Source organism: Vibrio sp. 1167, from assembly GCF_033340375.1.
GTDB classification, from domain to species: domain Bacteria; phylum Pseudomonadota; class Gammaproteobacteria; order Enterobacterales; family Vibrionaceae; genus Vibrio; species Vibrio alginolyticus.
This window is the reverse complement of sequence record NZ_JAWOWK010000006.1, coordinates 197059-223314: the sequence shown is the minus strand read 5'-3', so window position 1 is coordinate 223314 and position 26256 is coordinate 197059. Positions and strand designations below refer to the sequence as shown.

Below are 26256 nucleotides of genomic sequence, written 5' to 3'. Positions count from 1 at the left end.
CGGAAGCGAGTAATTCATCAATAAGGCATTAGCCTAAGGTATTACGTACAAGTACGTAGGACAATCGTCATGACAAAAGACTGTTAATAGCAAAATCAATAAATTATATTTTTATCTATGAATAAAAATAAAAGACAATACGTACGTATTTTTCTGCCAAAAAATTTACATAGTATTTAAGAAAATGTGACAAACCACTTATTGGTAGTGTTAAAGTCAGTACTTAATGCATTATTTCCAATACCAAGATAAAAAAATACCTCGGCATCGGCCGAGGTATTCAATCCAGAACGGTAGCGGTAATTAAACTGCTTTGTAGATAACTTTGTTACCTGCTAACTGCTCTTTTTGAACTAGGTTTTCTTCAAGAAGCTTCTTTAGTGCGCCAGTAGCCCATGATGCCGCTTTAGTATCTTCTTGACCTGCAGCTAGACCGATGCCTTTAGGGTTAATACCTTCAGCATTCGCCATAACGATGTCTAATACTTGTTGTTGCTTAGGAGTAAGGGCAACATCAACTGTTTTCACTGCAGCTACTTTTTTATCAGCTACTACTTTCTCCGCAACAGCTTTTTCAGCAACAGAAGGTGCTACTGCTTTTTCCGCAACAGGCTTCACTGCTTTAGGTGCTGCAGCTAAGTTTGCTACTGTCGCTTTAATGCGTTTTTGCAGTTTCATCTGCACTTTACGCTTATGAGCAAGTCTCATTGAATATTTCTCCAGTTCACTGCATCTCAGCAGGGATGAAAATTTGAAGCGCGTTTTATACCAAAATTCACAAGCAATTTGTAGGTTTTAGCGGCGAAACGCGATGAAAAATGCGCTCAAAGCATAGAACGTCTACTATTTAATCAGATATTTTATGAACGGATTTATTGAATACTGGGTATAAAAACAGAGGTTTGTTTTATTTTAAATGCAAATCAATGCACATAAAGCTACCCACTTATTTTTGGACAAGTATTCGATGAGGTTATAAGCATGGAAACGCTGCACCTAACAAATTCACATTTCAAACCCGACTCCCCTATCAACAGAATACTTTTGTTGCTCGTTGCACTCATCACTTTGTTTTTGGTTGCCATTTCTCCGGGATGGAAGCAAGCCATGTTGTCGGTCATTTTGATGTCTGCAATCGTTGGTTTCGCCATCTTGATGATTAAGAAAAGCCAAGTCACTTTTACGCTGACAGCTTCTCACTTTCAGCAACACCTTTTTAAAGGAGGTTGGGTCGTCCGATGGCGAAATATTGAGTCAATCGGTATTTGTAGCTACCAACAGGAAGGGTGGCACCAACCGCTACCTTGGATCGGTATTCGTCTAAAACACTACTCACCCTACTTAAATTCAATCTGCCCTCGTATAGCGACAGAAATTCTCCTCAGCCAGCGAGCACTGCTTTACTTAGGCGCGAAACAAAATCAGTGTGAAGATAAGTTTGAGGATATGGTGCTTGACCCTAAACCGTATATAAACAGAGATGGGATTGAGTACAAAGGTTTGTTAGCGATGCTCGCCAACCGGATGAAGTATCAGAGAGGTTTCTACGGCTACGATCTATTTATATCAGCAAGTGATCTAGATCGTGAGGCTGAGGATTTTGTGGGACTGACTCGGCGATACTTAGCTGCCGCCGAGCCAGAATAATGCTTAGTACACGCACTTTTAGTAAAGCGGCATCTCGTCAGCAACGAACGGGTTAGTTTTACGCTCATGACCGAAAGTCGATTGAGGGCCGTGACCAGGGACAAACGTGACATCATTGCCTAAAGGCCACAATTTCTCTTTGATAGAGCTAATCAACGTATTGAAATCACCTTGTGGGAAGTCAGTTCGACCAATGCTACCGTTAAACAAAACGTCACCCACAAACGCTAAACGCGCTTCTTCACTGTAAAGCACAACGTGACCAGGTGTATGACCAGGTGTGTGGAATACGTTCAGCACTTGATTACCGAAAGTGACAGTGTCACCCTCATTTAGCCATTGGTGCGGTTCAAACGCTTCTGTCAGCGGGAAACCAAACATTTGGCTCTGACCTTCCAAACCTTGCAACCAGAAGTTATCTGCCTTGTGAGGGCCAACAATCTCTGTACCGCCAAGCAGTGCAGACAGCGGCTGCGTGCCACCTACGTGGTCCAAGTGACCGTGTGTTAGCACTAGGTTTACCACGTCAACACCCAGCTCTTTGATAAGCATAGCGAGCTGCTTTTCATCGCCGCCTGGGTCAACCACAATACCTTTCATGGTTTCGTCACACCAGACAATAGAACAGTTTTGAGAGAAAGATGTTACTGGAACAACTTGGTATTTCAGAGCCATAGATAACCTATACCGAATAAATTTGCGTGAAAACTGCCGCAACTATGACACTAAGGCCTAGCGACTTCAAGCTTTGAACTGTGGGTAATCGACGACGTTCTGAGACTAGAAACCTTGTCTCAACTAGCACTACCAGGAACGAACAGCTCCCGTATCGATATGAACAAAGTTACTACCTGGATAATAACCCACGCCACCGGCTTTTAGGCTTAATGCAGCATCACGAACCGTTGAAAGCTTCACGCCGTCTAAACGAAAATCAATGGCCTTTCCTTCCATGTGCATGCTCTTTTTCGCTACACGAGAAGACCCGTTGCGCAGCGAGGCGTTAGTGGCAGGAGAACGGTAACCTGAAATGACGATCACCTCTGCTTCTGTACCAATTAACTTTTGAATTTGGCTTATTTGATCGAACAAGCGTCGATCCATCGGATGAACCTCATTCCGTCGATGGTCTCGACAAAACTCATTCAGCCTTTGAAGTTCATCATTAATGTATCGTTTTCCATCGAAATAGCATGTTTCGAGGATCTCTCCAGTATTAAGATTGTTCATCGCCAGCGCACGTGGCTCGTCAGGGAGTGAAGCCCAAGAAAATGATGGCAGGGCAGACACCAACACCACACCACCAGCGGTCATTTTAAGGAAATCTCGGCGGGAAAAGTTACGACTTACCATTTCAAAATACAGTGCTCAACAACTAGACAAGTCGTGGACATTAACCAAACACATTTGTCACGTCAAATGCATAAAATGCTCCATCTTGATTTTCAGATGCAGTAATTATTGATTAATTATTGAACGAAAAGAGAATTCTTCGTTTTGTAAATTTTCCTTAAAGATTTCAACTGCGGTGATCGTACTTATAGATATCATCACGGTAGTAAAGCGTTCCCTCTTCCAACCATGCTGTTTGATAAATGATGTGTACTTGAATGCGCTCTCCCAAAGGAACTGACGTGTTAGACCGACGAGAACTTTCTCGCTTTTTCGCTAAACGTTCTTCCAACCCCTGAGTTTTGAACAGAAGTTCTGCTAACTGGTCTGCATGTTCTACACGAACACATCCTGAGCTGAATGCGCGTCTGTCCTGTTCAAACAAGTTCTTACTTGGCGTGTCATGCAAATAAATAGCTTGTGGGTTAGGCATATTGAACTTGTACAATCCCAGTGCATTTTGTAAGCCCGACGCCTGTCGCATACGATAAGGAAATGTTCTCGGATTCACCGTTGCCCAATTGATGGTTGTAGGGTCAATAATTTCGTTCGAAGTCCAAGACCGAATGATTTGAATGTTATGGTTAATCAAATACATCGGATTACGTTTTACTTTAGGAATAATGTCTTTAACCATGATAGTCCAAGGCACGTTCCAAGTTGGGTTGAGAATAACTGAATCCAGTGCTACCGACATGATGGGCGTTTTTCTTGATGCTCTCCCTACCACGACTTTAGACTCAAACAAGGGTTGACCGTCATGCCAATACGTGACTTCGTATCCAGGCACGTTAACAAAGACAACATTATCCCTTTCTTTCGACCAAATTCTTGAACGCTCAGAATTCAACGCCAGCAGATGCAATCGCTCTTGAGGAGAAAAGTTGATCCATCGAATGGTATTCGGGCCGATAACGCCATCTTCTTTCAAACCATGAATACGCTGGAACTCTTTTATCGCAAGCTCTAATTGTTCGTCATATTCTTCAGTGACTAAATCCAAGTAAGAAACATCTACGCCTACGATCTCCATTCGCTCAATCAATAGGGGTCTGTTTTCTAATATATCGCCAACACGTGCTAGCCCAGTTTGTTGATAGGCAGGATATTGGTACTGAGAATGTTCCGATAGCGAAGAATAGGCGGAGTAGAAAGCATCATCTGTTTGTAATGGAGACCGGAGACTTGCCAAAAACTGACCAAGTTTGCCAACCGTAATCTCATTACTCAGAACCGATAAAGTATCGATGCTAGGAGCGGGTAACGTAACATGGGCTTTGTCTGTAAATAGCCAATTAATCCCTTCTTCGGGGAGTTGCTCAAGATAACTAAGGTACATCAAGAGTGAGTCTGTCATCACTAAATCGAAGTCGAGATTATCTCCCTGCCACCTTACTTGGTTTATCCGGTGAAGTTGATTTTCGAATTCATCGGTGACATCCGCAAGTGCAACCAGGTTTACTTGAAAAAGAAACTGCTCAATATCACTTTCATTTTCCCAGTTCAAACGGTAATTGGTGCTTTGATACAGTTGATCAATAACCTCTGGATAATGGATCATTTTTTCTACAGACAGCTTTTGTACCGCTCCCTCTTGCTCGACTTGCGCTGAAGCTTCGAGAGAAACGACGGTGGAAAAGCTGCAAAACGGCACCAGAAGTGCCGTCATGATTAAAACCCTAGCAAACACTGAAATGATCCTTGCGCTACTTGCCATAATAAAAAGTATGGCAAATATCTCACAGCTTGCAGGTTTAAAATTAAGAATCTGATGCCGAAAACGACAACAAAACTCTCTATAAGTAATTACTCAATGATCTTTCTAGATAATTCTCGACCAATGGTTGTCCCATTGCACTCCGCTTGCGAAGGTACTTTTTGACTCCTCTGGTCTTTGCTCTACCACTTTTCCCGCCCCAGAGCTGACTCGGAACTCATCGCCATAGACCACAACACCAGAGGCATCTGGTAACGCACTTAGCTCGACCAATTTGCCCGTAGATTTAGACCATATACCATAACAACTGCCCGGAGGCGAAGTGGCTAAGATCCATTCATCGGTTGCTGCAATACTCGCAACGTAGTGATTGAAACGCGCCCACTCTTCAGGCTCAGCTTGAAGATCTTGCATTTCACCACCACGCGTGTGCATGGCGATCAAAGCTGGATACTCGTCCGGCTCACCACGATATTGCTGACCACAAAGCACGGTTTCCGCACCATCATGGGCTAAGTGGCGAATACTCAACTTATGATCCGGTAAAGACACTTGATCCAGTAGCTCACCCTTCTGTGAAAGGTAACTCAGGCTGGGTTTCATGCTATCAAGATTGAGAGGTTCACGACCGTTAGTGTGTACGCCACCGACGCCAATCGCCAATACACCATCAGGCATCATGATCACTTCATGAGGACCAAGACCAAAACCCGTTAACTCATCGATCTTTTGATATTGCTTCTGCACATCATAAACACCAATGATCCCACGGCTTGTCCCCCTCTCACCTTCTGTGGCAAATAGTAATGTGCCGTCATGGGAGTAAACGCCATGCCCATAGAAATGACGATTTGACTTTGCTAGTTGCAGTTTGATCATCTGCCCTGAGCGAAAATCAAATACCATGAAGAAAGTACCAGGTCGTCGACCAAAGACTACGGCGTGGCCTTGTTGGTTCGTTGCTACACCATGACCACGTTCAGGAATCGGCAATGAAGATAGCGGCATACCATGCTCATCCGCCACCACCGCTGCGAATTTGTCTCGGCCAATGATAGAGCAGCCGAACAACGCAGGCTCACGTGAGCTTGTTGAAGAACAACCAAATGGCATCATAGGTGTAGCCGCCCCGAATAGAGCGGCTTTCAGCAAGGTTCGGCGGGTTTGATCAGTCACCATCGGTTGCATTAAATCCTATAACTACGCCAAGCTCGATCGCCACTTCTTCGTGAATCAGGTACTTCAATTGCTCTAGCTTATTGTATTGAGCGAGCACCATGCGATAGCCTTCTTTTGTTTGTAGTGCAGCAAACAAGCTCTTATCTTCTGGCCAAGTTTCTAACGCCATTTCAAACTGATGAACGACACGGTCTGCGAGATCTGCATGGCCTTGCTCTCTAAGTAGCGCATCTAGACCATTCCCGTTAGCAAAGTACAACGCTTCCATCCCTTGAAGGTTGGCTTTTAAGTTTGAAAGCGAGGTCTCTGAACGCCACGATTCTGAGAAATACGGGCGAGGCTTACCAATCTTCGCTAGCGGTCGGCTCAACTTCTTCATGCTGTATTCAAGCTGATTCGAGAGCAGTGAAATGTACTCAGACTCCCATTCCGTCATCTCTAGCGATTTCCAAGGGTTCTCTGCCCAAGAATCCGCGATGATCTGCGCTTTGTTATCGAGGTTTTCTGCAATCGCTACGCCTGTCACACAAGTATTGCCGTTGCTAGATAAGGTCGACGCTTTATCGTAAAGCAGCCATTCCAATGCACCTAAACCTTGCACGGTGACACTTTGGGTGGAGATATCTTCTGCACTCCAAGCTTGATCAGATTTCGTCAGTACAGACATTTTACGACCAGTGGTATTCTTTTTATCTGGCCAAAACTGAACATTCCAGCTTTGCTCCAACGCCGTAGCAGGGCCACGTTCTTGACCTTGTAATGCCATCCACGCAAGCATCGTTTGATGCCATTGCTGTTTTACTTGTGCATCATCTTTCGACTCTGATGCGCAGTAATCCGCGAAGCGCTGTTCAAGTTCTGTGGTTTGCGCTAAAAACGTCTGAGCTGATTGAAACTCAACCTCGTACACGCTTTGAGAAATATGACTTGTACTCTCAGGCTTGGCAACGCTCGAACCGATGGTCGATTGGCAACCAACCAAACTTAACGTTGCGGCAATCGCACTCACTAACAGTGTTTTTTTCATGGTTGCTTCCTTATAGAGAGTTCAGAAACGCAATGAGAGCATCACGTTCTTTTTTGTTCAGAGCTAAAACATTTTGTTTCGCCGTTTCAGCTTCGCCGCCGTGCCACAACACCGCTTCCATCAGGTTACGAGCGCGGCCATCATGTAGAAAGTAAGTGTGTCCGTTTACTTCTTCGGTATAACCAATGCCCCATAGCGGTGCCGTTCGCCATTCACGGCCGTTTGCTAAGTATTCCGGACGGTTATCGGCTAAGCCTTTACCCATGTCATGCAAAAGCATGTCTGTGTATGGGTGGATAAGCTGCTCAGAAAGCGCTGGTAACTCTGGTCGTTTCGCCGTTTTAACACTGGTCTTGTGGCAGCTTTCACAGCCAGACGCAGCAAAGATTTGCTGACCAAGTTTCACGTTAGGATCATTGACGTTACGGCGAATAGGTACGGCTAAGTGTTGGCTGTAAAACTCTACGAAGTCGAGAATATTTTCACTCACCTCTGGTTTGCCGCCATTTGGCATGTCGTCACAAATGCTTTGTTTCGAGGTACAGTTTTCATTTGGGAATAAATGGCTCGTAAGACCCACATCACCATTAAATGCTGCTGCATTTTGCTGCATTAGCGTCGGTTGTCCTGCTTTCCAGCCAAAACGACCAATCGAGAAGTCGTCCTTCTCAATATCCCACACCTTATTGACTTTGCCTGAGATACCGTCTTTGTCGGCATCTTGTTCATCAGCCCAAGCAAGTAGCGTTTCGTCGGGAATACTCTCTAACAAACCAAGGCCGATCATTGGCGGTGCCACGCGTGCTGAGAACTCGGTATCAGGGTGCATATCGCCGTAACCCAGATCGGTAATGTTCAAATGAGGTTTTCTTAGCGTCACCGTCGTACCGTCTTTAAATTTCACTGGGACATCGGTGTAAGTGATTTCGATTTTGCCTTCTGGCGTTTGATCTTGCAGAGCGAAATCTTGAAGCTGGCCACCATAAGTCGGCTCAGGTATGCCGCCATCTTTGATGTAAGCTTTCTTTTGTTCTGGCGTCATCGCAGGAATGCTTAAGCGCACTAACATAGACACGGCATGTAAATCATCTTTCTCTGGCGGATGACCACGACCGTCTTTGATGTGACAATTCTGACAACCATTGGTGTTAAAAAGCGGGCCTAGGCCATCACGAGCGTCCGTTGACGCTGGCGCTTGTACCCAAGGGTTACGGAAAAAGCTGTTACCTACGCTAAAGTCGAGGCGTTTGCTCATTGGCAAGTTAGCAGCAGGAAGAGAATAGGCATTCGCGCCGTCTTTTTTAACACTGGTTTTGCCACCAGACTTAACATCATAAGCCATGGCAGAAGAAGAAAGGATCGCGGCTAGCGCAGAAATTAGGTATGGCTTCATATCATTGCTCTACATAGACAACAAGGGTGATAACAACGAGCTCAAACGTCAAAAGGGCTCACAAAGAGCCCTTATTTATTATGGTTTTCTTATTAAAACTCGTGGTCAGCAGTATCAGGGCTTAGGCTGTCGATGCCGACAATGCTTGCCGCACGCTCAATCGCACCGGTTTGTGCTACCAACGACATGATGGTGTCGTTTACTAGCGCGTTGCCTTGTGCGTTACCCGCTGCAATAAGTTGGTCAAAGTGCTGGTTGTTCTTCTCTGCAGAAGTCACTAGCTCACCAACTTGGCTACGTGTTGTATCAAACTGCTTTTGAATTTCGGTCGCGGCTTTCTTGTCTTTTTGAGCAACAAGGTCAGCGATACTTGGACCAGATAGCTCTTTGCCGTTTACACCTTTGTATGTACCTGTGTAAACGTTGTAGATGCCTTGCTCATTGTAGTAGTGAGAGTTGTGCGTGTTGTCTGAGAAACAATCGTGTTCGTCTTCAGTCGAGTTTGCCTCTAGTGCCACCTTCATGCGCTCACCCGCTAGCTCACCTAGAGAAAGAGAACCCATGCCGAATAGCATCTTACGAAGACCATTGTCAGCAGATTCGTTCAATAGCTCTTCACGGTAGTTGCCTTTCACTTCTGCAGACCACTGCTTTTCCATCCACTCTAGGTCTTGAACCAGTAGATCAGCGGCCGCTTTTAGGTACTCACCACGACGATCACAATGACCATTCGTACACTCAGAGCCAACGACGAAATCAGTGTAAGCACGTTGACCTGCACCCGCGTTAGTGCCGTTTAGGTCTTGACCCCAAAGCAAGAATTCAATCGCGTGGTAACCTGATGCAACGTTTGCCTCAGAACCGCCTACTTCGTTTAGATCCGCTAGCAATTCTGGAGTGATTTTTGAAACGTCCAGTTTAGAAGCACCAATCTGCAGACTTGTGTTCGCGATGATGTTGGCAGCAGCGCCCTCGTTACCCAATTCGTATTGGTAATCAGCCGCTACGTAGTCAATCAAACCTTCATCAAGTGGCCATGCGTTCAGCTGACCTTCCCAATCATCAACAATCGCGTTACCAAAACGGAAAACTTCAGACTGTTGGTAAGGCACGCGAGAATCTAGCCAAGCTTGTTTTACTTCTTCAAGCTTTTTCGCTGATGGTGATTGTAGAAATTCGTCGATTTTCACATCAAGCGCTTTCGCTGTTGTTACTGAATCAGCAAATACAGCATGGGCAACGTCCGCGTAATGTTCGACTACTTGTTGTTTAGTTACTGTGGCAGCAACGGTAGAACCACTGGCAATGAGGAGTGATGCAGCAATAGATTGGACTAAAACTTTTTTTGCATTCATCTGAAGCATCCTTGTTGAGCTTTTCAATTATCGTATTGGTAGTGCTAATTATTCTTATTTGCACTTTAGTCTCGAGATAATACAAATTTACAATTTATTTGCAACTCCAGATACAAAAAAACCTCATAAAAATGAGGTTTTTCACAGACTTTATTGTCAGTTTTATCTTTAGGATTAAACCTTTAGGTCATGTTTTCCGTGAGAGACTTTTGCCTTCAGATAATTTTCGTTGCCATCTTTGATATGTGCAGAGGTATTGACAACCTCGCCAATTTCAATTCCGTACTCAGATAACTCACGAATTTTCTTAGGGTTGTTCGTCACGAGGCGGATCTTATTCACGCCTAAAGCTTCTAGCATTTGTGCTGCTTCTGTGAAATCACGCAGGTCATCATCAAAGCCCAAATGGTTGTTAGCTTCGTACGTGTTCATGCCCTGGCTTTGTAAGCGGTATGCATCGATCTTATTGTACAAACCAATACCACGACCTTCCTGACGGAGATACAAGATGATACCACCGGACTCGCCCATGCGATTGATCGTCTCTTCTAGTTGCTCACCACAGTCACAGCGTGAAGAGTGGAACACATCGCCTGTCAAACACTCAGAGTGCATACGAACTAAAGGCATGTCCTGAGTTTGGTCCGCTTGTTTAAAGATAATAGCAACATGCTCTTTGTCTGTCTTCAGACCATGGAAAGACAGAATTTCGGCATCAATGTTACTTTTTGCCCCGACTTTAAAATCTACTCTGGCACGTACTTCCGCCATATCTATACTCACTCGATTTATTGCTTGATGCGCTTGATGCGTTTTCGTTATTGCATTCATGGGATTTACTCGTTGCTCTTCAACTATGGGGACTGATACCGCATTTTGCAATATAGAGATCACAATTGAGGGCAGTTATCCACTCAAGACAGCAAAAGAGAACCACTCTCCAACTGAACAATTGTTATATTATAACAATTTAAAAAAACTACAATAAAAAACCCCAGACAAATTTTGTCTGGGGTTTCAAGAAGGTCGTTTGGTCTATCTTTTAATGGGTCTGACTGCGCTTCCAAACGGCGAGTTCAATCCAAACTGCTTCGAGTTCTTGGATTTCCTCGTCGGTCAACACGGCGAGCGTTGAAGTAACTTGAGGCAGGTTCGGTGATTGCAATGCACGAATCTGCGAATAGAAGTCTTTTTTAAGTTGTAATATAACTGAATCCACTGCGTGCACCTATTCGTTCTTTTATTACTTATCCAGCTCAAAATTTTTATTTTCTTTATACTGGAAACTTCATAAATTCGGAAAAATGATAACATTCTGCTTGTTAAGTGCACAATTTATTTTTAATAGTGGAATAATGGTCACATTAATTACGCTTCACCATTCGGATCGAATATAAGACAAAAAAGATCAAAAATAGCACAGGAAAGATCCACAACAGCGCCGTGGAATAATTTAATGGTGGTTGATACAGAACAATATTCCCATAACGAGCAACTAGATAGTCCTTTATTTCTTGATCTGAGCTGCCTTCATTGGCCATCGTATACACTTTCAACCTCAGGTCTTTAGCCGCTTGTGCATTAGACTCGACAAGGTTTTGGTTTTGACACTGCGGGCAGCGCAATGTCTTGGCTAACGAGGTTGCACGCTGTTGCACTTCAACAGAATGAAATTCAAACAGATCAACATTCTGTTCTATATCCGCACTTCTCGTGAAAGGAGAAAATAGTATAAATAGGATTAAAGTGAGGAGAAGATTATTAAATCGAAACATTCAAGTATCCTGAAAATATATCGTTCCATTTATCTGCCGTTAGCTCTCCACGATATTTGATCAATATACGACCATTTGGATCAATCAAGTAAGTTTCCGGCGTTCCGATAACACCTAGCTCCACAGCGAGCTTTCCATTAGGGTCACTAATTACTTCAATATATGGATTTCGTTTAGAGCTCAAATATTCACGAGCGGCTTGTTTTTGATCTCTATAATTCAGCCCAATAATAGGCACACCGAGTTCTGCTAACTGCAATAATTCTTCATGCTCTCGTTTGCATACTCCGCACCAAGATGCCCAAACATTCAATAATTTATATCCGTCGCTTTTGAACAACTGCTCAGAAACCATGTCATCAGAGATCAGAGAAGTAGAGCGAAAATTAGGTGTCTCTAAATTTCGTTGTGGGGACAATTCAACATGTGGTCCCTCAGACAAAGCCACCGCAGTTACTACAGCAAACACGGCAACAGCCACAAACAGACCTGCGAGTTTAAGCGTATTTCTCGATCGCATTGATAGCCTCTCTTCTTTTCTTTAGGCCGGTTAATAGCGCGCCAAACACAGCTAGTAGCCCGCCAGACCATATCCACCAAATACCTGCGCGGTACTGAACTTTAATCGCATAAGCATGAGTATCGACTTTGTCACCCAATGTCACGTAATAATCGCCATGCCATAGTGAACGAATCGCAGGCTCGGTCATATTCATCACTCGCACAGGGTAATGACGCTTTTGCGGGTTGAAATTGAGCATGCGGCCATCTTCCAAGTGCAAGGTGATCTGTCCTTGTTCAGCGGTGTAGTTTGGCCCCACCAGCCATTCGATACCATGATAATCGATAGTGATCCCCGCCCTTTGTTGAGAACTGCCGGGTTCGACACGTAAATTGTGTTCATATGAGTAGTGACTGTTGAATACAGCTCCACTCACCGCCAGCGCAAAACCGATATGTGCCATCACGATTGGCATGAGTTTGCGCTTATTGGAACAACGAAACAGCATAACGAGATGCGCCGCAATCACCCAAGTAGCCAACGTTATGGTTAGCAATACTTCGAAATGCAGTGCGTGCACTAAGAAGATAAACCCGATCCCAGAGACAAGAGATAACGCAATACTGATCGCAATATCAGCGCTTACACTCGGCACTGTGCCTTTTGTCCATTTCAGCAGCGGCGTGAAAGCTAAGGAAATCAGAGCCAGTATGCTTAATGGGAAGATCAGACTATTAAAATAAGGTGCGCCAACTGAAATGTTCCCTAAACCGAGCAGTTGATAAACCATCGGATAAAAAGTGCCAAGAAAAACGATAGCAGTCGCAATAACCAGCAGCCCTTTGGCGATGTAAGCAGTGTAAGCTCGGCTCGCTAGAGATTGAAGTTTGAAGCGAGGGAGTTGTTCTCCTCGCAAAATCAATACGCCAAAAGTGATGATGATAAGCAAGCTCAATACACCAAGCAGCACTAAACCCTTAGTTGGGTCCACCGCAAAAGCATGCACTGAAGTCAGCACGCCAGAGCGCACCACGAATGTCCCTAAAATGCTTAGGCTGAACGTAGCAAACGCCAGTGCATAGGTGCTCCAAATTGCGCCTCTGTTACGTGTTGCGACAACACCGCTGTGCAACAAAGCAGTACCAGTAAGCCAAGGGAGTAGAGAAGCGTTCTCCACAGGGTCCCAAAACCACCAGCCGCCCCACCCTAGCTCATTGTACGCCCACCATGATCCCACCAAGATACCCAACGTGAGCGTTCCCCATGCAAAAAACGCTGCGCTTCGAGCAACCACATACCAATCGCTCATCGGTTGTTTACCCAATAGCGCTGCTAATGCAAAAGCTAATATTGCTGCGTAACCGACATAACCGAGATAAAGCAATGGTGGATGAATGATAAGCCCAACATCTTGCAACATTGGGTTTAGATCTCGTCCTTCCGACGCCAATACTTGGGCATACTCGAACGGGTTAGAGGTCATTAACGTGAACCAAGCAAATGTCGCAATAAGAACGTTCATGATTCCTAAACAGTCACAAGTATATTGGGCGTTGAGCGGTGACTTAAATGCAATAAACGACGCCCATAAACTCAAGGTGACGACCCAAAACAACATGGAGCCTTGGTGCCCACCCCAAGCGGCAGCAATTTTGAACGCCACGGGAAGTTGACTGTTGGAATGCGTAACAACATATTCCAACGCGAAGTTGTCTTGCACGAAGCAGACGATCAGAAGTGCTAAACAAATGATGGAAGCTAAGCTAATGATGTGGGACATCGCGACTTGATGCGGCAATGTCGCCTTCTTACCCATAGCACGACGTAGCCAATGCAGCAACGATGCACAAGTCGATGTTACAGCCACCAATATCAGTAAGAAGAACCCTAGCTCAGCCTCCATTTTTCCCCCTTACACTATGGTCATTTGACCGGCATAGAGAATGAAAGTACGTAGCATAAGTACGCCAACCAAGCTCAACGTCGTGACCACAAAAACGTAACTGCCTTTGTGGCGCACTTCTGAAGGCGTTAACCAATTGAGAGTCAAAGGCGTAATCATGCCGATGAACACTACGCCAACCCAGAACCATTGAGCCCAGAATCCACTCGAAATAGCATTCCAAGCCGCGACTTCGTTCTGACCACCGCTGAAGATCAGTCCAGTAAAGAATGTCACTAAGACAAACAGCTCAAACAATACTACTGGGCGTTCAAATCCGTGTACCCAAGACACACTTGGGCTGCTGGTCGACTCTTTAAACACCAAGATGCCGAACATCAAGCATGCCGCTGCACCCGAGGACAAACTAGAGAACAGGAACAAGATTGGCAGTACTGGATTGTTTAGCATTGGGTAAGTCTTCAATGCAGACAATAGAAAGCCAGTGTACGCTGCAAGCACGATGGCTAAGAAGCCCAAGAACAATTCAATGGCGTTGTTGGCTTTCCCCGCCTTAATCAAAATGCCATCGGCAAAATCCAGCAGTTTGCTTGGTAACTTCCCTTCACAGAAGCTGATGATTTGATGGCGGAAGATAACGCCAATCCAAACAAACAGCACCAGCATGTACACTTGGAACAAGATCACGCCCATCGACATCACAGACGTTGGGTTGTAGTAGATCATGATCTTCCAAAACTCTAAAGGCTTGGTTAAATGGAAAATCAAAATTACCAACCCAGCAATGATGCCAAATGGCGCAAGCCAAGCCATAGCTTTCATGATGCCGTTGTTTGCGGGATCACCTTCAATCACTTTGCGTTTTAAATAGATAGAAATCATCACCGCACCTGCTGACATCCCAGCAAGGAATAAGTAAATCGCGATGATCCAATCCCAGACTAACGAGTCAAAGTGGAATGCACTTTCGAAGCCGTTCATGATGACACCTCCCCTTTGCTATGCGGAATTTTGTACAGTTTAGGTTGCGTACCTAAATGCGATTTATCGCGATAGACAACATGGCTTTCGATAGCTTTGCTCACCTCGCTAGTTGGGTCATTCAAATCACCAAAGATGAGTGCTTTTGTTGGGCAAGATTCCACGCAAGCTGGCTGCTTACCTTGCGCTAGGTTGGTATCACGGCAGAAGTTACATTTATCCGCAGAGTGATCGACTGGATTAAAGAAGCGCACTTGGTAAGGGCAAGCGGCAAGGCAATAACCACATCCGACACATTTCTCTTTGTGCACATCCACGATGCCGGTCGCTTCATCTTTGTATGCAGCGCCTGTTGGACAAACGTACACACATGGTGGGTTATCACAGTGCTGACAGGATTCGCGAGTAAACTGGTATTCCACATCTGGAAATTCGCCAATCGGTTCACTGCGATGAATTTTAAGTCGCATTACGCCTTCAGGGACTTTATTTACTTCGCGACAAGCATCGGTACAAGCGGTACAGCCAATACAGGCATTTTCATCATGAACCATACCCATGCGTTTCGCTTGTTCACTGTTGCTGGCATAGAGAGAGGAGCTAACAACGGAAGTGCCTGCAACGCCTGTAGTTAAAATCAACGCGCCGCTGCCGGCTAAAAAGTTTCTTCTCGAACATTTCATGCTATCTCTCCTCTTCTTTGGCAAGTTCAGGTTCGACGGCAAATTCAGAGTGACAATCCACACACTGCTTGATCAGTTGTTTTCTGTCGTACGACAACGCTTTGGTTTTCGCTGCGTGTACATCGTGGCAATTTGAACAAGTGAGGTTTTTGGCGTGCACATCGTGCGTCCAGTGGCTTTCTCTCAGCTGTGTCGGTGCGTGGCAATCCACACATTGGCTGTTCGCTTTGAGGATCAAGCTTGGGTCTAAGAACACTTTGTCGTGCACCGCTTTCGATTGAGCCGCTGAAAACTTGATTACATCAGGCGCGCCTTCTCGATGGTCAGGACCGATATTACTATGGCAGTTGGTGCAATTAAGCTGTTTACCCTGACTGAGTAACGCTTGAGGATCATGCGAAAGGTTCAGAGTCTCTTTGGCATCCTTGTGACATTGCAGACATTTATAGTCTCTGTCACGGATTAACTCGACTTGATGACGCTCAGATTGAGCTCCATCAATTGGCTCTGAAGAAGTCGCATGGGCGGCGATGGAGAAACCATAGATGGCAAAGACGAAGAGAAGTTTCAGCATTGTCTCTATGGTCAATTTTATATTGCCCATATTGTTCTTTCCTTAGCTCGATAATAATTGATAACTATTCTCAATTATTTATTTGAGCGACAATTAATTTCCTCTGAAGATATTTTTTAGATCTTCAAATGACATCAATTCTTATTTCGGAAAGCCACAACGCTAAACCTATATTTATAATACCTCTATTATTCATAAGGGGTAGAAACGCCTGCTCAAAAAGCGAACTAAATCACCCTATTTTTAAAGAGGTTAAAAACCCAAAGCATTGCAGAACAATGACTTAACAACTACCACTTTAGAGGTATATAAATTCAAACATGACTGAGATCACTGGTGTAAATTGATCTAAAACAAGACAAGATTCACTCACTATTTCATCTATCCAATTAAGCAATATTATTAATCGTAGATCTCCAGTTCTTATTTGGAATAGCTCCTCACAACGCTGCTAATAAAAACGAATATGGAGATAACACTGTGAGCATAAAACACTGGATGAGCGCACCTATTGCGGTTGCGACCTTATTCGCCAGCCAATTATTTTTGGTTGACGCTCCGTTAGCGGCAGAAGAGAAGGATTTTATCGATCCTCGTAACGATGTCTTTGAACAGAACCACCCTGATCAATACCATTCTTGGAAAGCAACATCCGAAAGTGAGCACATTGAAGATGCTCTAAGTGAAGACCCAAACATGGTTATCCTGTGGGCAGGTTATGGCTTCGCGAAAGACTACAACAAAGCGCGCGGTCACTTTTACGCACTTGATGATGTTCGCCAAACCTTACGTACTGGCGCACCAACCGACGAGAAGTCCGGGCCTATGCCGATGGCGTGCTGGAGCTGTAAAAGCCCAGACGTTGCTCGCGTGATTGATGAACGTGGTGAAGACGGTTATTTCGAAGGTAAATGGGCACGCTTAGGCTCAGAAATCGTCAACCCTATCGGTTGTTCCGATTGCCACAACACAGGCTCTGAAGCCTTCAAGAAAGGCGAACCTGCGCTAGCACTGACTCGCCCATACGTCGAGCGTGCTTTTGATACTATTGGTAAAAACTTTGATGAACAGTCTCGCCTAGATAAGCAAGCATCGGTCTGCGCTCAATGTCACGTTGAATACTACTTCACCGGCCCAACTAAAGCGGTTAAATTCCCATGGGATATGGGCACCACCGTTAATGACATGGAGAAATACTACGACGCGTTGAATTTCAAAGATTGGACGCATGCCGTATCTAAAGCGCCGATGCTAAAAGCGCAACATCCAGGTTTCGAAACTTGGAGAGCGGGTATTCATGGTAAAAACAAAGTGGTGTGTGTGGACTGCCACATGCCTAAAGTGACCAAAGAAGACGGTACGGTGTACACAGACCACAAAGTGGGTAACCCATTTGATCGTTTTGAAGACACCTGTGCGCAATGCCATACCCAAACTAAAGAGCAGCTACAAGGCATCGTCTCGACTCGCAAAGCGCAAGTACTGAACATGAAGCTAACCGCCGAGAAGCAAATCGTAGCGGCACACTTTGAAGCAGGAGCAGCGTGGAAAGCAGGTGCAACAGAAGCAGAGATGGAACCTATCCTACAAGATATTCGCCATGCACAATGGCGTTGGGACTACGCGATTGCTTCTCACGGTGTTCACATGCATGCTCCTGAGGTAGCACTTGAAGTACTAGGTACTGCAGTTGACCGCGCTGCTGACGCCCGTACCAAATTGGTTCGTTTACTGGCAACCAAAGGCATTACTGACCCTGTTCAAATTCCAGATATCTCGACCAAAGCGAAAGCACAACAAGCACTGGGCATGGATATGGATAAGATGAACGCAGACAAGAAACACTTCCTAGAAACAGTAGCGCCAGAGTGGGATAAAGCAGCAGCTGAACGCGAAGCCACGTATTAGTCTAACTGGCAACGGTTAACTTATAGATACAACAAGGGGCGTACTGAACGCCCCTTTTCTTTCTTTATTATCTTTATCTCTTCATCCTGATTCTATCGAGAGACAAAAATCGAATGTACTAGCGACGAGGAAGCCTAGGTCTAGGTTGAATATTTGGACGTGCTTTAGGTATCTGCACATTTGGACGAGCAACTGGACGCTGGATCTTCGTTTCCGGTAATGCTTTTCTTTGTTGAACCTTTTCTTTCACCGCCTTGCCTTGTAAAGTCGCTGGTTCAATATGCTCCGGACGATTCTCCCATTGGGTTCGAATCTCTTGCTTTTGCTCGTCAGGCAGTGATTGCCAATGATCGTCAAGTTGGCGTTTCATGTTATCGATATTGGCGGACATATCGTCGTCTTTCCAATCTTCGATTTTGTCTTTGATGGATTGCTGTTGGTCTTCATCTAAACCATTCCACCACTCTTCCAGTTTCTCTTTGTATTCATCGTCGTTATCGCAACAGCCCGGATAGTAATAAATCCAGTAGTCGTCATGATCGTACCACCACGGGTCGTAGTAACCCGATGAATAATAAACCGTAGAGGAAGAGCCAGAATGATCGGAAGAGCTACAACCCGCCAGCACAGAGCCGCACAGCAAAACCAATATGCTTAGTGCCTTATTTTTCATTCGTTGCCCACCTTTCCCTCTACTGCTTATTAAATTGTACGCTTACAACAGCTCTTTTGCTTTGTTGATAGAGTTAATGATTTGCACTCTATCTAAATTTGGATCATTAGAATCTAATAATAGTACCCAAGTATCAATGGCTTCCTGAAAGCGGAATGACAGAAAATGGTCATTTGCGATCAAAGACAAAGCGGCTTCATTGTGCGGTTCTATCTGCAAAGCTTGCTCCAAAAGCAAGCTAACTTCTTGCGTCATTGATTGCTGGTGAATGTAGTACAAGGTCGTCGCTTTTGCGGCAAATTGCGTGGCACTGACTGGCTCAGTCAGCTGGATCGCGTAATCAAAACAAATCAGCGCGCCATCAAATTCCCCCTCTAGCAGGTAGCCCTGCCCGAGTTGGAACCACAATTCAGCGTTGTTCGGATCTTCACGCAACTGGTCTTGAATCTCTTTCATGATGTCACGAGCAGTCATCATTCGTGACATTTCCGCTTGTATTGGTTTAGGCGGAGTTTGATGCAGCAATAAGAAACTGGCACTCGTCACGACAAGTACTAACAGGCAAAAGCCAAACCATTGAGCAGGTTTAACTTTTGATGCACTCAGTGATAAGAGTACGATAAACAGCCCCATCAGAGTGATGGCAGCGAAAAACCAAACAGACATAACACGTCCTGTAAACAAAGATAACGTCAGTGTACGCATTTCTTACTTTAAATGCGTTGATACAGATACAAAAAAGCCGAGCAACTAAGGCTCGGCTTTTCATATCAGGATAACGATGTAAGATTACTCTTCGTTACCTTCCTCTGCATCATCAGCAGCTGGAGCTTCTGAAGCGTCTTGCTGCGTATTTTCGCCTGTTGACTCTAACGCTTCTGCATCTTCATCAGTAGGCAGCTCTTCATCATCAACTTCTTCAATACGTTGCAAACCAACAACTGATTCATCTTCCGCAGTACGGATAAGCGTTACACCTTGTGTGTTACGACCAACCTGGCTAACTTCACCCACACGAGTACGTACTAACGTGCCAGCGTCGGTGATCATCATCATTTCATCACCTTCAACAACCTGGATAGCACCAACTACCGGGCCATTTCGCTCAGAAACTTTGATAGAAACTACACCTTGAGTGCCACGACCTTTTGTCGGGTACTCGCTAAGTGCTGTACGTTTACCATAACCGTTTTCTGTAACCGTTAGGATGTCGCCTTCGTGCGAAGGAACAATAAGTGATACAACTTGGTCATTTTCAGCCAGTTTCATACCACGAACACCAGAGGCGGTACGACCCATAGGACGAACACCTTTAAACTTGATCTCTGGCTGACCATTCTCATCAAGAACTGGTTTACCATTTTCATCAAGTACTGGAATCTCTTCTGCTTCTTTAAAGCGAACCACTTTACCCGCTTTAGAGAACAGCATGATTTCGTTTTCGCCGTTAGTGATATCCACACCGATTAACGAATCGTCTTCACGTAGGTTCACAGCGATTAGGCCGTTTGAACGTACGTTTGCAAACTGGTTCAACGGCGTTTTCTTAACCGTACCGTCACCTGTTGCCATGAAGATGAATTTGTCTTCAGAGAATTCATCAACACGTAGAATCGCGGTAATGCGCTCACCTTCTTCGAGTGGAAGGATGTTTACGATTGGCTTACCACGCGCAGTACGGCTCGCTAGAGGCAATTGGTAAACTTTCAGGCGGTATGTTTTACCACGAGTAGAGAAACACAAGATGTTATCGTGGGTATTCGCCACTAGAAGACGCTCGATATGGTCTTCATCTTTCATCTTAGTCGCACTCTTGCCTTTACCACCACGGCGCTGTGACTCGTAGTCGCTCAGTACTTGGTACTTAACGTAACCACCGTGAGATAGAGTAACCACAACGTCTTCACGTGCGATCAGCTCTTCCATGTCAATATCATGGCTCGCAGCTGTGATTTCTGTACGACGAGCGTCACCAAAGCCGTCACGAACCGCTTCAAGTTCTTCACGGATCACTTCCATCAAACGCTCAGTGCTCGCAAGGATATGCATGAGTTCAGCGATTTCTTCTAGAAGTGTTTTGTATTCGCCAAGAATCTTCTCGTGTTCTAGACCTGTTAGTTTATGTAAACGTAGATCTAGGATAGCTTGTGCTTGTTGCTCAGTCAGGAAGTACTGACCATCACGAATACCGTATTCAGGCTCTAGCCATTCAGGGCGCGCAGCATCTGTACCAGCACGCTCTAGCATTGCTGAAACGTTGCCTAAATCCCAACCACGAGCGATAAGACCCGCTTTTGCTTCAGCCGGTGTAGGTGCCTTACGGATAAGCTCAATAATTTCATCAATGTTAGCAAGCGCTAGAGCTAAACCTTCAAGGATATGAGCACGTTCACGCGCTTTACGCAGTTCGAAAATAGTACGGCGTGTCACAACTTCACGACGGTGATCAACAAAGCACTTCAACATATCTTTTAGGTTGAATAGCTGTGGCTGGCCATTGTTTAGGGCCACCATGTTGATACCGAAAGTGGTTTGCAGCTGAGTCTGAGCGTAAAGGTTGTTTAGAACTACTTCGCCCACAGCATCGCGCTTACACTCAATAACAATGCGCATACCGTCTTTATCTGACTCGTCGCGTAGTGCACTGATACCTTCTACTTTCTTATCTTTAACTAGCTCAGCGATCTTTTCGATCAAGCGAGCTTTGTTCACCTGGTAAGGAATTTCAGTGACGATAATGGTCTCTTTACCATTCTTCTCCACTTCGATGTCCGCTTTCGAACGCATGTAGATTTTGCCGCGACCTGTTTTGTACGCGTCTACAATGCCTTTACGACCGCTGATAAGCGCCGCCGTTGGGAAATCAGGACCAGGAATGTAATCCATTAGTTCATCAATAGTGATTTCTTCATTATTGATGTATGCAAGACAGCCATCAATCACTTCGCCAAGGTTATGAGGCGGGATGTTGGTTGCCATACCTACTGCGATACCAGAAGCACCGTTAACCAATAGGTTTGGAATTTTAGTTGGAAGAACCGCTGGGATCTGCTCAGTACCGTCGTAGTTTGGTACGTAGTCTACGGTTTCTTTATCTAGGTCAGCCAATAGTTCATGGGCAATTTTTGCCATTCGAACTTCGGTGTAACGCATTGCCGCAGCAGAGTCGCCATCGATCGAGCCAAAGTTACCTTGACCATCGACCAGCATGTAACGAAGCGAGAACGGCTGAGCCATACGTACGATTGTGTCGTACACAGCACTATCACCATGTGGGTGATATTTACCGATTACGTCGCCGACAACACGGGCTGATTTTTTATATGGTTTGTTCCAATCGTTGCCTAGTACGTTCATCGCGAATAAAACGCGGCGGTGTACTGGTTTTAGGCCATCACGCACATCTGGAAGAGCACGACCCACGATGACTGACATCGCATAGTCTAGGTATGAACCTCTAAGCTCATCTTCAATGTTTACGGGCGTGATCTCTTTAGCTAAATCGCTCATAGAGCCATTATCCCTCTATTATCTGATCGTAATTACGATACGTGTAAGGTGCAAAAATATAACACACAATTCATCACTTCGGCATCACTTTCCCTCTCCTTTTATCAGGTTGTGAGCTTGGTTATGAATCAAATGTCGAGAATTTGCACACTCATCCCATATCTTTCTGATTAGTGGTTACATTTCGGTCAATATTGAGCAAAATCGGACTCTTTACGCGGAAAAGCGAGGTAAATTCCTTTAACTACACAACGCGAAAATGCAGGTTTTAGAGTTATTGTCACTGGCACCAGTTCAAGGATGAACCAAAAACAATAGCGAGCGCTTTACAAATTACAGGCACCTGTCTCGATTGCCGCGCCAGTGAACTCTGTCATTGTCCCTTAACTAAGCACATCGAGGTTGTTTGGGTATAAAACGTTGGAGTATACTGGCGCCCTCTAAAGGACTCAGATTGAATGCAATAAAACCAATTATGACTAAAGCACAAAACGTCGACCCAAGTGAAATTAAGAAATTCGAGGACATGGCTTCTCGATGGTGGGATTTAGAAGGCGAGTTTAAGCCACTTCATCAAATTAACCCACTTCGTTTGAACTATGTACTTGAAAAAGCAAATGGCTTGTTTGGCAAGCGCGCACTTGATGTCGGCTGTGGTGGTGGCATTCTTGCTGAAAGCATGGCAAAAGAAGGCGCTATTGTGACGGGGCTTGATATGGGTAAAGAACCATTAGAAGTCGCGCGACTACATGCATTAGAAACAGGCACTCAACTGACCTACATTCAGAGCACAATAGAAGACCACGCTATAGAAAACGCAGGAACTTACGATGTCGTGACTTGTATGGAGATGCTTGAACACGTTCCAGATCCTCTCTCCGTTATCCGCTCTTGTGCTGCGCTAGTCAAACCCGGTGGTCACGTGTTTTTCTCAACTTTGAACCGAAACATTAAGTCGTACTTATTTGCTATTGTCGGTGCTGAGAAGCTTCTTAAGATTGTTCCTGAAGGCACTCATGAGCACGATAAGTTTATCAAGCCAGCCGAAATGATGAAGATGATAGACCAAACTGACTTGACGGAAATGGGCATTACTGGGCTTCATTACAACCCTCTAAATGACAGCTACAAACTCGGTCGTAATGTAGATGTAAACTACATCGTTCATACTAAAAAATACTGAACGCTATTAAGTTAAAAAATGAGTTTTGTGATTGACATTTTTTAAAGAAAATGAATCGGAAGCGGTAGCACAAAGTTGCCGCTTTTTTTGTCTTTTTATGGCTAAAATTCGTGCTCTAGATTCCATTTTGACCAAGCCATTTTTCGTAGATAAAAACGGCCAAAGATCAAGGAAAATATTTTTGCATGCGGTTATTTCTAAACCGATCTCGAAACCGTACTTTTAACCATTCAAGTCTGCCCTTTTCTCATCGGTTAGTGTTCACTTACTGATTTTTTTCATTTTGTCAGTTATCCACAAGTCATCCCCGAACTGTACCTTGATAAATCAGTGTAATAGCACTATCTTGTAACCCGCAAACAAATGAACCCCTATATGTTGTGTTTAAGCGACAATATATAGATAGACTTTGATCACAAAGCCGCCGCAAGCTTTACTCATATTGCACATAAACAAACAAAAATACGGCTTTTATCAGTTTTCTTAGGGAAATAAAGCAGAATGAACCAACAACTTACCGTCACCAAGCGTGATGGCCGTAAAGAAAGTATCGATCTGGATAAAATCCACCGCGTTATCACTTGGGCTGCAGAAGGTCTAGATAATGTTTCGGTTTCTCAAGTAGAACTTCGCGCTCACATCCAGTTTTACGACGGCATCACAACGACAGATATTCACGAGACAATCATCAAGTCTGCGGCAGACCTGATCTCTGAAGAGACTCCGGATTACCAATACCTAGCTGCTCGCCTAGCGGTATTCCATCTGCGTAAAAAAGCGTATGGCCAATACGAGCCACCAACGCTTTATGATCACGTGTCTCGCCTCGTCGATATGGGTAAGTACGATCAACATATTCTAGAAGACTACACAAAAGCAGAACTCGACGAACTTGATGCGTACCTCGACCATAAACGCGACCTAAACTTCTCATACGCGGCAGTTAAGCAGCTAGAGGGTAAGTACTTCGTACAGAACCGTGTTACGGGCCAAATTTACGAAAGTGCTCAGTTCTTATACATCCTTGTAGCAGCGTGCTTATTTGCGAAATATCCAAAAGCGACACGTCTTGATTACATCAAACGTTTCTACGATGCGACATCGACATTTAAGATTTCTCTACCTACGCCAATTATGTCTGGCGTGCGTACCCCTACTCGCCAGTTCAGCTCATGTGTTCTGATCGAGTGTGGAGACAGTCTTGATTCTATTAACGCAACAGCAAGCTCAATTGTTCGTTATGTATCTCAGCGCGCTGGTATTGGTATCAACGCAGGTCGTATCCGTGCATTAGGCTCAGAGATTCGCGGTGGTGAAGCATTCCACACTGGTTGTATTCCGTTCTACAAGTACTTCCAAACAGCAGTAAAATGTTGTTCACAAGGTGGTGTACGTGGTGGCGCAGCTACTGTTTTCTACCCAATGTGGCACGGTGAAGCACGCTCACTAATGGTACTTAAGAACAACCGTGGTGTTGAAGAAAACCGTGTTCGTCACATGGACTACGGTGTTCAGTTAAACAAACTGATGTACCAACGTTTAGTTGAAGGCGGCAATATTACGCTATTCTCACCATCTGATGTACCTGGTCTGTACGACGCATTCTTCGAAAACCAAGAAGAGTTTGAGCGTCTATACGTGAAGTACGAGAACGATCCTTCAATCAAGAAAGAAACGGTTAAAGCGATTGAAATGTTCACTCTGCTAATGCAAGAGCGTGCATCAACGGGTCGTATCTACATCCAGAACGTGGACCACTGTAATACTCACAGCCCATTTGATTCTGAAGTCGCTCCAGTTCGTCAGTCGAACCTATGTTTAGAAATCGCACTGCCAACGAAACCATTAACTAACGTTGAAGATGACTCAGGCGAGATCGCACTGTGTACGCTTTCTGCATTCAACTTAGGTGCTATCAAGTCTCTAGATGATTTCGAAGAGCTATCCGATCTTGTTGTTCGTGCGTTAGATGCACTGCTTGATTACCAAGATTACCCTCTACCAGCGGCATACAAATCGACTATGAACCGTCGTACGCTAGGTGTTGGTGTGATTAACTTTGCTTACTACTTAGCGAAGAATGGCGTGAAATACTCTGACGGTAGCGCGAACGGCCTAACTCACCGTACGTTCGAAGCAATGCAGTACTACCTATTGAAAGCATCTGTAGCACTGGCGAAAGAACAAGGTAAGTGTCCTTCATTCGACGAGACGAACTACGCGAAAGGCTTACTGCCGATTGATACGTATAAGAAAGATATCGATCTAATTTGTGACGAAGCGCTGCACTACGACTGGGACAGCCTACGTAAAGAAATTATGGAGCACGGCCTACGTAACTCAACACTGACTGCACTAATGCCTTCTGAGACTTCTTCTCAGATTTCAAACGCAACTAACGGTATTGAGCCACCACGTGGTTACGTTTCAGTAAAAGCTTCGAAAGACGGTATCCTGAAGCAAGTTGTACCTGAGTTCACAGAACTTAAAGACAGCTATGAACTGCTTTGGAATATCGGTTCGAACGACGGTTATCTACACCTTGTGGGTATTATGCAGAAGTTTGTTGACCAAGCTATCTCTGCTAATACTAACTACGACCCGTCACGTTACGAGACTGGCAAGGTTCCAATGAAGAAACTACTTCAAGACCTGCTAACAGCGTATAAGTTTGGTGTGAAAACGCTTTACTACCACAACACTCGTGATGGCGCGAAAGATGAACAGAAAGACGCTGTTCAACCACAAGATGACGATTGTGCTGGCGGCGGTTGTAAGATTTAATCTTCCCGTACCTAGCGAACCCGTAAAGACAGACTATCGATAACCTCCCCCTTACGGGGAGGTTTAAAAG

At 44.8% G+C, this 26256-nt stretch carries 23 protein-coding genes; 4 read left to right on the top strand and 19 right to left on the bottom strand.

What is annotated here, in order from left to right; all coding sequences use genetic code 11:
• Positions 1-303 precede the first annotated feature (303 nt).
• A complete protein-coding gene (locus R7Z78_RS15565) occupies positions 304-708 on the bottom strand; it encodes a hypothetical protein (protein ID WP_005376863.1) in 405 nt (134 codons plus the stop codon).
• A 273-nt stretch (positions 709-981) separates the two neighbouring features.
• Here R7Z78_RS15565 and R7Z78_RS15560 point away from each other — a divergent pair, with 273 nt between their 5' ends.
• Entirely contained in the window at positions 982-1647 is a 666-nt protein-coding gene (locus R7Z78_RS15560) for a DUF2982 domain-containing protein (protein WP_005376857.1), read from the top strand.
• A gap of 18 nt (positions 1648-1665) precedes the next feature.
• Here the strand turns inward: R7Z78_RS15560 and R7Z78_RS15555 are convergent, their stop codons facing one another.
• The 15 genes from R7Z78_RS15555 to nrfB all read right to left on the bottom strand — a co-directional run bounded on the left by R7Z78_RS15555 (position 1666) and on the right by nrfB (position 16158).
• Positions 1666-2322, bottom strand: a complete 657-nt coding sequence (locus tag R7Z78_RS15555; protein WP_054577695.1) for an MBL fold metallo-hydrolase — start codon at positions 2320-2322, stop codon at positions 1666-1668.
• Between the two features lie 129 nt (positions 2323-2451).
• A complete protein-coding gene (locus R7Z78_RS15550; protein WP_025998732.1) occupies positions 2452-3000 on the bottom strand; it encodes a DUF882 domain-containing protein in 549 nt (182 codons plus the stop codon).
• Positions 3001-3166: 166 nt separating this feature from the next.
• Positions 3167-4708 (bottom strand): L,D-transpeptidase family protein, encoded by a 1542-nt coding sequence (locus R7Z78_RS15545; RefSeq protein WP_005376852.1) that lies wholly within the window; start codon positions 4706-4708, stop codon positions 3167-3169.
• Between the two features lie 153 nt (positions 4709-4861).
• Positions 4862-5944: a DUF1513 domain-containing protein gene (locus R7Z78_RS15540; protein WP_104975448.1), complete on the bottom strand. Its 1083-nt coding sequence runs from the start codon at positions 5942-5944 to the stop codon at positions 4862-4864.
• Positions 5925-6962, bottom strand: coding sequence for an imelysin family protein (locus R7Z78_RS15535; RefSeq protein ID WP_104975449.1), 1038 nt, complete (start codon positions 6960-6962; stop codon positions 5925-5927). The genes R7Z78_RS15540 and R7Z78_RS15535 overlap by 20 nt, the downstream gene beginning before the upstream one ends.
• 10 nt (positions 6963-6972) lie before the next feature.
• A complete protein-coding gene (locus R7Z78_RS15530) occupies positions 6973-8355 on the bottom strand; it encodes a di-heme oxidoredictase family protein (RefSeq protein ID WP_005376848.1) in 1383 nt (460 codons plus the stop codon).
• Positions 8356-8447: 92 nt separating this feature from the next.
• Entirely contained in the window at positions 8448-9710 is a 1263-nt protein-coding gene (locus tag R7Z78_RS15525) for an imelysin family protein (protein ID WP_053304295.1), read from the bottom strand.
• Between the two features lie 174 nt (positions 9711-9884).
• A complete protein-coding gene (locus R7Z78_RS15520) occupies positions 9885-10481 on the bottom strand; it encodes a GTP cyclohydrolase II (RefSeq protein WP_025767283.1) in 597 nt (198 codons plus the stop codon).
• Positions 10482-10752: 271 nt separating this feature from the next.
• Positions 10753-10929 (bottom strand): hypothetical protein, encoded by a 177-nt coding sequence (locus tag R7Z78_RS15515; RefSeq protein WP_020480909.1) that lies wholly within the window; start codon positions 10927-10929, stop codon positions 10753-10755.
• A gap of 145 nt (positions 10930-11074) precedes the next feature.
• Positions 11075-11485: a heme lyase NrfEFG subunit NrfF gene (gene nrfF, locus R7Z78_RS15510; protein WP_025767282.1), complete on the bottom strand. Its 411-nt coding sequence runs from the start codon at positions 11483-11485 to the stop codon at positions 11075-11077.
• Positions 11472-12005 carry a DsbE family thiol:disulfide interchange protein gene (locus tag R7Z78_RS15505; RefSeq protein WP_062730522.1) on the bottom strand — a complete coding sequence of 178 codons (534 nt, stop codon included), beginning with the start codon at positions 12003-12005 and terminating at the stop codon, positions 11472-11474. Before R7Z78_RS15505 ends, nrfF begins: the two co-directional genes overlap by 14 nt.
• A complete protein-coding gene (locus R7Z78_RS15500; RefSeq protein ID WP_104975450.1) occupies positions 11983-13890 on the bottom strand; it encodes a heme lyase CcmF/NrfE family subunit in 1908 nt (635 codons plus the stop codon). Before R7Z78_RS15500 ends, R7Z78_RS15505 begins: the two co-directional genes overlap by 23 nt.
• A 9-nt stretch (positions 13891-13899) precedes the next feature.
• On the bottom strand, positions 13900-14871 hold the full coding sequence (gene nrfD / locus R7Z78_RS15495; protein ID WP_005443386.1) for a cytochrome c nitrite reductase subunit NrfD: 972 nt from the start codon (positions 14869-14871) through the stop codon (positions 13900-13902).
• Positions 14868-15554 carry a cytochrome c nitrite reductase Fe-S protein gene (nrfC, locus tag R7Z78_RS15490; RefSeq protein WP_104975451.1) on the bottom strand — a complete coding sequence of 229 codons (687 nt, stop codon included), beginning with the start codon at positions 15552-15554 and terminating at the stop codon, positions 14868-14870. The genes nrfD and nrfC overlap by 4 nt, the downstream gene beginning before the upstream one ends.
• A 1-nt stretch (position 15555) precedes the next feature.
• On the bottom strand, positions 15556-16158 hold the full coding sequence (gene nrfB / locus R7Z78_RS15485; RefSeq protein WP_054866141.1) for a cytochrome c nitrite reductase pentaheme subunit: 603 nt from the start codon (positions 16156-16158) through the stop codon (positions 15556-15558).
• 450 nt (positions 16159-16608) lie between these two features.
• Here nrfB and nrfA point away from each other — a divergent pair, with 450 nt between their 5' ends.
• Positions 16609-18036 (top strand): ammonia-forming nitrite reductase cytochrome c552 subunit, encoded by a 1428-nt coding sequence (gene nrfA, locus R7Z78_RS15480; protein ID WP_025998734.1) that lies wholly within the window; start codon positions 16609-16611, stop codon positions 18034-18036.
• 118 nt (positions 18037-18154) lie between these two features.
• Here nrfA and R7Z78_RS15475 read toward each other — a convergent pair whose 3' ends face one another.
• From R7Z78_RS15475 to gyrA, 3 genes are all read right to left on the bottom strand, one after another.
• Complete coding sequence (locus tag R7Z78_RS15475; RefSeq protein ID WP_017636126.1) at positions 18155-18709, bottom strand: hypothetical protein; 555 nt, start codon at positions 18707-18709, stop codon at positions 18155-18157.
• Between the two features lie 42 nt (positions 18710-18751).
• A complete protein-coding gene (locus R7Z78_RS15470) occupies positions 18752-19375 on the bottom strand; it encodes a tetratricopeptide repeat protein (protein WP_169644200.1) in 624 nt (207 codons plus the stop codon).
• A 123-nt stretch (positions 19376-19498) separates the two neighbouring features.
• Positions 19499-22219 carry a DNA topoisomerase (ATP-hydrolyzing) subunit A gene (gyrA, locus tag R7Z78_RS15465; protein ID WP_042522797.1) on the bottom strand — a complete coding sequence of 907 codons (2721 nt, stop codon included), beginning with the start codon at positions 22217-22219 and terminating at the stop codon, positions 19499-19501.
• Positions 22220-22694: 475 nt separating this feature from the next.
• Here gyrA and ubiG point away from each other — a divergent pair, with 475 nt between their 5' ends.
• Both ubiG and nrdA read left to right on the top strand, forming a co-directional pair.
• Positions 22695-23402 (top strand): bifunctional 2-polyprenyl-6-hydroxyphenol methylase/3-demethylubiquinol 3-O-methyltransferase UbiG, encoded by a 708-nt coding sequence (ubiG, locus tag R7Z78_RS15460; protein WP_005376820.1) that lies wholly within the window; start codon positions 22695-22697, stop codon positions 23400-23402.
• 501 nt (positions 23403-23903) lie between these two features.
• Positions 23904-26186 carry a class 1a ribonucleoside-diphosphate reductase subunit alpha gene (gene nrdA / locus R7Z78_RS15455; RefSeq protein ID WP_005376819.1) on the top strand — a complete coding sequence of 761 codons (2283 nt, stop codon included), beginning with the start codon at positions 23904-23906 and terminating at the stop codon, positions 26184-26186.
• Positions 26187-26256: the final 70 nt, after the last annotated feature.